Genomic DNA, 6,363 nt, shown 5'->3' with positions numbered 1-6,363 from the left:
CCCTTTTCGCGTCTTAGGGCGGGGTTTCCGTGCCCGCATGTGCTCCTGGATGTACTCGGGAGGCGGCGTTCCGTGCCCCGGCGTCAGGTGGGTTCGGTTGCGGCTAATAGGGCCTCGGCGAACTGGCGCATTTGGTCGGTGCCGCCGAACCAGGCGGAGACGAGGTCGACCGCGGCGGTGCGGGTGCGGTGGGCGGCGCGGATGAAGTCGTCGAGGGAGATGTCGCCTGCTTCGGCCTTCTTCGCGATGGTCTCGAGGTTGTGGCTGGCCAGCAGCAGGCGCATTACTACGTGGACGTCGACGGTGGGGGAGTCGTCGCTCGCGGTGGCCTGGCGGTGGTTGGCGGTGCGGCGGATCGGGGTCGGCTCCGGGCCGCGGTGGGCGGGCGTGGCCTCGTTGCGCGGCGTCGTCTCCGCGGCCCCGGTACTTTGCCGGGAATGTGGCTGGGGCCGGGCCGGATCGGAGTCCGCGCGCGAGGAACCGCGTCGCGGCATGCCGGTTCCGGCCGCGGAACCGGCGGACGCGCGCTGGGGCAGCACGGCCTCGGAGCGCGGGGTGAGGGGGTCGGACTCCGACGGGGCCGTCTCGGGCCGCCGCGGGGCGACGGATTCCGGCCGCGGTGCGCCGGAATCCTTCGGCGTTGCGGCCGGTTCCCGCTGGGAAGTCGTCAGGTCGTTCCGTGATCCCCCGAGGTCGTTGCGCGCGGCGAAGTCGTTGTGCGGCGCGCTGAAGTTGTTGCTGCGGGTGACGGATTCGTTCGTGGAGGCGGTGGAGGTGTTGCGGGGAGTGGTGAAGTTGTTGCGGGTGGCGGTTTCGCTCGTCGAGGCGCTGAAGCCGTCTGCCGGGGTGGAGAGGCTGTTCGGTGTCGCGGATTCGTTTGCCGGGGTGGAGAAGGCGTTGTGGGCGGTGAAGTCGTTCGCCGGGGTGGGGGTGTTGTTGTAAGGGGTGATGGATTCGTTCGACGTGGCGGTGAAGTTGTCGCCAGGGCTGGTGGGTTGGTTGGTCGAGGTGAAGTTGTTCGCCAGGGTGGAGAAGTCCGTGCGCGGGGTGGCGGAATCTTTGGTGGAGGGTGCGAAATCGTTTGGCGGGGAGGGGAAGTCGTTGGGTGAGATGGTTGAGCCGGTCGCGGAAGCGAAACCGTTCGGCGAGGTGGAGAAGTCGTTGTGGGGGGCGACCGAGTCGTTCGGCGGCGCGGGGAATCCGTTTCGCGGGTTGATCGAATCTCTGCGCGGGGTGATCGATTCCGGCGGATTCGGCGCCGATTCACCCCGGCGCGGGCCGGAGTCGGCCGATGTGGACGACTCCGGCCTGATCGCCACCGAATCGGGGGCCGACATCAGCGATTCGGAACGGCTGACGGCGGGCTCGGGCGGCGAGGTGGTGGGGGATTGCGTTGCCGCATTGGCCCACTGCGTGGCGAAATCCAACTGGTTCCACTGCATCTCGGGGCCGAACGGGCTCTGCCCGGCGGTATCGATGCCGGTCAGGGAATTCGCCGATGACGGACCCGAATTGTTGGCCGGGTGGGTGAGCCGAGCACCCTCCGGTCGTGTGTGATTGGGTTCCCCGAAACTGGCGAAAGCATCCGTCATAGCCGTCATGCTATCCCCGCCGCAGCGCGGCTTCAGGCCGTGTGTCCCCCGCTCACCTCAGCAGTTCGACGGGGCCGGGTCGCCGCGGAAGCGGGCGTCGAGCCAGTCGACCATGGCCGGGACGCCCAGCACGGCGGCCGACAGATGTTCGGGCGAGGAGGTCAATTCGGCCTGCAGTCGCACGCCCGCCTCGCAATAGCGGCGGTTGGTATTGACGATCGCGTCGATCGGGATCAGCGGATCGGTCGGCGAATGCCACTCGAACACGGGGGTTTTCGGAATTCCGTCGAACAGTTCGAGGCTGTTCTCCTCGACCACCGCCCAGGCGTCCGGGCTGTCGATCAGCTCGGTGTTCTTGGCGTATTCGAGGGCATTGCGCCCCGCTCCGGCGGCGAGGATTTCATTGGTGCATCCGTTGGCCATCGCGTTGCGCGCGGCAATGCCCCGGGCGTTCATATAGTCGCTGATCGGCAGCCGGTCCGGATATTCGCGCTCCAGCCCGATCGCGGCGGCCATCGCGAGCCCGAATGCCGGGTGCGAGTTGGTGCCCAGCGCCTTCACCATGGTCACCATGTTCATCGGCACCCCGCCCGTGGCGGCCCCGGCGATATCGAGTTCGGGCGCGTATTCCGGCTGCAGCGCCGCGGCCCAGGCCGTCGCCATGCCGCCGCCGGAATAACCGGCCATGGCGACGCGGCTCCGACCGGCCTGCGGCTCGGGCACCTGCCGCACCGCGCGAATACCGTCCAGCGTGATCTGGCCGCCCAAACGCGCGGCGCCGTAGGCGAATTGCGGTCCGAGGTGGTCGGGCAGCGCGATGCTCCAGCCACGCGCGAGCAGGGCATTGAGCGCGGGAGCCTCGCGCACCTGCAGGTTCGGGTCGGCGGTGTACAGCACGTGCGAGACCGCGCAGTCGGCGCCGAGCCCGTTGATGATGTGCTGATACGACAGCACCGGCCCGTCCGGCACGTGATTGGCGGGCGTCAGCACGGTGGTGATCGCGGCGATCGGATCGCCGTGAGAGTTGTTGGAGCGGAACTTGATCGAGGTGACCGTGACGCCCGGGAACATGGGCAGCGGCGGCATCGGCCGGGTCGCGAGCACGGCGCCCGGCGGGTGATCGGCCAGATCCGCGGGCGCGGCGAAGAAGGGGTCCGGATTCGGCCGCGGGTAGATCGGCTGCGCGGCCGCCGGTGCGGCCATCGCGAGCCCGAGGGCCAATCCGGTCAGCACGCTCAGCAGTCGTCGGAGTCCACGGGGCGCATCGACGGCGATGCCGGCGCGGGGCTGACGAATCACACGACCTCCACGGGTATCTCGCGAAATCGGAAAGACCAGTCAGTTTTTATTCAAGTGCGAAATGTCCCGTGATCAGCGCGACACGCCGACACTGGGGTGCGGATTTTCCTGGGGAAACACGCCGGAAACGGCAGGTGAACGAGAAGCGGCCCGAGCGGTCAGCCGAGGTGGGTCATGCCCGCCGCGATGACCTGGGAGAGGTTGAGGATCTCCTCGGTACTGGGCAGGGTGAGCCCGTCGAGGGCGTGCAACCTGTCGGTGGTGGTGATGGCCAGGACGGCCGAGACCCAGGCCGTCGCGCAGGCGCGCAGCGTGCCGGGCTGCACGGGCGCGGAAGCGCTGGCCTGCAGCACCCGGGCGGTGACGTCGAGCAGCTGATCGCGCATGCGCCGCAGCTGTTTGCGGACATCGGGGTGGGTGTCGGCCTCACGCCACATGATCACGCGCAGCACCGAGGAGTGGTGGTCGCGCAGGTTCAGCGCGGCGTCGAGGTTCACCAGGCTGGTGGCCGGATCGCCGGGTGCGACAACGGTATTGATGTCGTCGAGCGGGTGAGCGGGGACCCGCTCGGCCATCAGTGCCGACAGAATCGAATCCTTGGTGGGGAAGTAATAGAAGACCAAACCCTTCGGAACGCCGGCCGCGGCGGCGATGGCTGCCGTCGCGGTCGCGTCGAATCCATGTGTCGCGAAGAGATTTTCGGCGGCATCCAGGATGAGCTGACGGGCGTCGCCGTCGACCTTCTTGCTCCGGCGACGCCCCGCTCGATGGGGTTTCGGCATGTGCATCAGTGTGCAGTATGCAGCCGTGCCGTCACCTGGGGAAGTGCCGCCACCGCGACCACCACCGTCAGCACGCCGACGATCCAGGCGGTCCAGGAGGCGCCGCTGAATGCGTCGAAGTTCATCACCCACGGGGAGATGAACAGCAGCACACCGAACAGGCCCATCGCGTAGTCCAGATTGGACATCGCGGGCCGTGCCAGCTGGGCCATGCCGCTGAGCGCGATGAGCACGCCGAGGACGATCAACGTCCACAGCGCCCGGGTGTTGGTGTCGACCCAGAGGGGTGACAGCGCGGTGAAGACGCCGAGCACGACGGCTACGAGGTCCTGCGCGCGACTCTCGGTGAACATTGGTTGCCTCCTCGAGGACTGGGGATATGTTCACCTCTCGGTATAGCTCTGATTGACCGCCCGATCAATACCGGGCGGAACAAGATTTCGTACCGAAGTGTGGTGGTGGGCTGTGCCGGTAGGGGTAGAAATTAGAACAAGTTCTAGATTAGGGTGTCCTATTGTGCGACTGTGGGTGTATGTGACCGCCGTACCGGAGCCGGGAGCGGCGCGATGACCGGGCCGATCGTGATCGTCGGTGCGGGCCTGGCCGGGCTGCGCACCGCGGAGGAGCTGCGCCGGGCCGGATATACCGGCGGGCTGGTCCTGGTCGGTGACGAGGCGCGGCTGCCCTACGATCGGCCGCCGCTGTCCAAGCAGTTCGTGCGCGGGGAGACCGACGACACCACGCTGCGGCCCGCCGAATTCTTCGCCGACAAGGACATCGAACTGCGGCTGGGCGCCGGTGCCACCGGCGTGGATACCGCGGCGCGGCGGGTGCGGCTCGCCGACGGCTCCGAGATCGGCTACGAGCAGCTGATCATCGCGACCGGGTTGCGGCCGCGGCGGATCCCGGGCCTCCCGGACGCCTCCGGCGTGCACGTGCTGCGTCGGCACGAGGACGCGGCCGCGCTGCGCGGCGCCCTGTCCGGTGCCACCCGGGCGGTGGTCGTGGGTGCCGGTTTCATCGGCTGCGAGGTGGCGGCCAGCCTGCGGTCCTGCGAGCTGGACGTGCTGCTGGTGGAGCCGCAGCCGACGCCGCTGGCCGCCGCGCTGGGGGAGCGGGTCGGGGCGCTCGTCGCGCGCCTGCACCGGTCCGAGGGTGTCGACGTGCGATGCGGGATCGGACTGGATTCGCTTGTCGTCGAGGGTGATTCGGTGCGTGGCGCGCGGCTGTCGGACGGGAGCGAGGTGGCGGCCGAGCTGGTGGTGATCGGTGTCGGCTCGGTGCCGGTGACCGAGTGGCTCGCCGAATCCGGCATCCCGCTCGCGGAGCCGAGCGCCGGTGGCGGGGTGCTCGCCGACGAGGTGGGCCGGACCGCGGTCGACGGCGTGTGGGCCGTCGGGGATGTCGCGGCCTGGCGCCACGAGACCGGCGGGCACCGGCGCGTCGAGCACTGGACCAATGCCGGAGAGCAGGCGCAGCTGCTGGCCTGCGCCCTGCTGGGCGCCGAACCGCCGTCCGCCGCCCGGGTCCCGTACGTGTGGAGCGATCAGTACAACCTGAAGATCCAGGTGCTGGGCACTCCCGCCGCCGCCGACGAGGTCCGCATCCTCGACGACGACGGCCGCAAATTCCTCGCCCACTATTTCGCCGACGGCACCCTGACCGCCGTAGTCGGCGCAGGCAAAACCGGCGCCGTCATGAAAATGCGCGCCCAACTCGCCACCGCACCCACCCCGGCCCGCTGACGAGGGGACTAATTAGAGTTGGCCGGGTGATCGTCGCGCTCATCGATTCCGGACTCGGGATGTTGCCTACCGGGGCGTGGCTGCGGAAGCTGCGGCCCGATCTGGATCTGCTGCTGCAGACCGACCCCGACGGCGCCCCATGGGGTCCGAAGCCGGAGCAGTGGGTGGTCGACCGGGTGCTGGCGGCGGCCCGGCGCGCGCTGACGGTGGGCGCGGAGGTGATCGTGCTGCCGTGCAACACCGCCAGCGTGACCGCGCTGGAGCAGGTGCGCCTCGAGGTGGGGCCGGAGATTCCGGTGATCGGGACGGTGCCCGCCATCAAGCCCGCCGCCGCGGCCTGCCGGAAGGTGGCCGTCTGGGCGACGGCCGCGACCACCGCCAGCCGGTACCAGGCCGACCTGATCACGCGTTTCGGCGGCGACGCCGAGGTGAACGGCGTGGCCTGTCACGGTCTCGCCGACGCCATCGACCGCGGCGACCTCGCGGCGATCGAGGAGGCGATCGCGCGGGCGGCCGACCGCACGCCGCCGGGCACCGAGGGCGTGGTGCTCGGCTGCACCCACTACCCGCTGGTGCTGGATGCGATCGTGGCCGCGCTCCCGGACTCGGTGCGGCTGTTCGACAGCGCGGAAGCCGTTGCCGCCCAGACGCTTCGGCGCATCGATGCGCTGGGCCGCCCGAGCGGCGGAGCGGGCGCCGTCACGGTGCTGAACAGCGGCCGCCCGGGCGCGCTGCCGCAGGCGGCCGCCGCCTACGAGTCCGGCCGGATCCTGGGCGCCACACCCACCGCATTCCAGCCCGCCGACGCGGCAGGCTGATCACACAGCCGCTGCGGCAGGCCGACGGCTCGGCTGAACGACCGCGCGCTGGGCACCGGCGATACTGGCGGTGAATGATCTTCCACGACGAGAGGGAGCTGCTGTGGGCGCCGGGAATGCGGGGACG

General features: G+C 69.7%; 6 protein-coding genes. 2 read left to right on the top strand and 4 right to left on the bottom strand.

The genetic code is table 11. The features are described 5' to 3' along the window. Positions 1-83: 83 nt before the first annotated feature. The 4 genes from QH290_RS35950 to QH290_RS35935 form a co-directional block, all read right to left on the bottom strand. Positions 84-1,592, bottom strand: coding sequence for a hypothetical protein (locus QH290_RS35950; protein ID WP_280387851.1), 1,509 nt, complete (start codon positions 1,590-1,592; stop codon positions 84-86). 57 nt (positions 1,593-1,649) lie between these two features. Next, positions 1,650-2,795 carry a lipase family protein gene (locus tag QH290_RS35945; protein WP_280387853.1) on the bottom strand — a complete coding sequence of 382 codons (1,146 nt, stop codon included), beginning with the start codon at positions 2,793-2,795 and terminating at the stop codon, positions 1,650-1,652. Between the two features lie 254 nt (positions 2,796-3,049). Beyond that, positions 3,050-3,679: a TetR/AcrR family transcriptional regulator gene (locus QH290_RS35940; RefSeq protein WP_280267684.1), complete on the bottom strand. Its 630-nt coding sequence runs from the start codon at positions 3,677-3,679 to the stop codon at positions 3,050-3,052. Next, positions 3,679-4,026: an SPW repeat domain-containing protein gene (locus QH290_RS35935; RefSeq protein ID WP_280267683.1), complete on the bottom strand. Its 348-nt coding sequence runs from the start codon at positions 4,024-4,026 to the stop codon at positions 3,679-3,681. Before QH290_RS35935 ends, QH290_RS35940 begins: the two co-directional genes overlap by 1 nt. Before the next feature lie 213 nt (positions 4,027-4,239). Here QH290_RS35935 and QH290_RS35930 point away from each other — a divergent pair, with 213 nt between their 5' ends. Beyond that, a complete protein-coding gene (locus QH290_RS35930) occupies positions 4,240-5,418 on the top strand; it encodes an NAD(P)/FAD-dependent oxidoreductase (protein ID WP_280387849.1) in 1,179 nt (392 codons plus the stop codon). Between the two features lie 26 nt (positions 5,419-5,444). Then, the gene (locus QH290_RS35925; RefSeq protein ID WP_280387847.1) at positions 5,445-6,236 is read left to right on the top strand and encodes a glutamate racemase; all 792 of its coding nucleotides are present in this window, start codon (positions 5,445-5,447) and stop codon (positions 6,234-6,236) included. Positions 6,237-6,363: the final 127 nt, after the last annotated feature.

The sequence above is a fragment of the Nocardia wallacei genome (assembly GCF_029869545.1).
GTDB lineage: Bacteria > Actinomycetota > Actinomycetes > Mycobacteriales > Mycobacteriaceae > Nocardia > Nocardia wallacei_A.
Note: the sequence above shows the minus strand (reverse complement) of the source record. Positions and strands in the feature narration are given on the sequence as shown.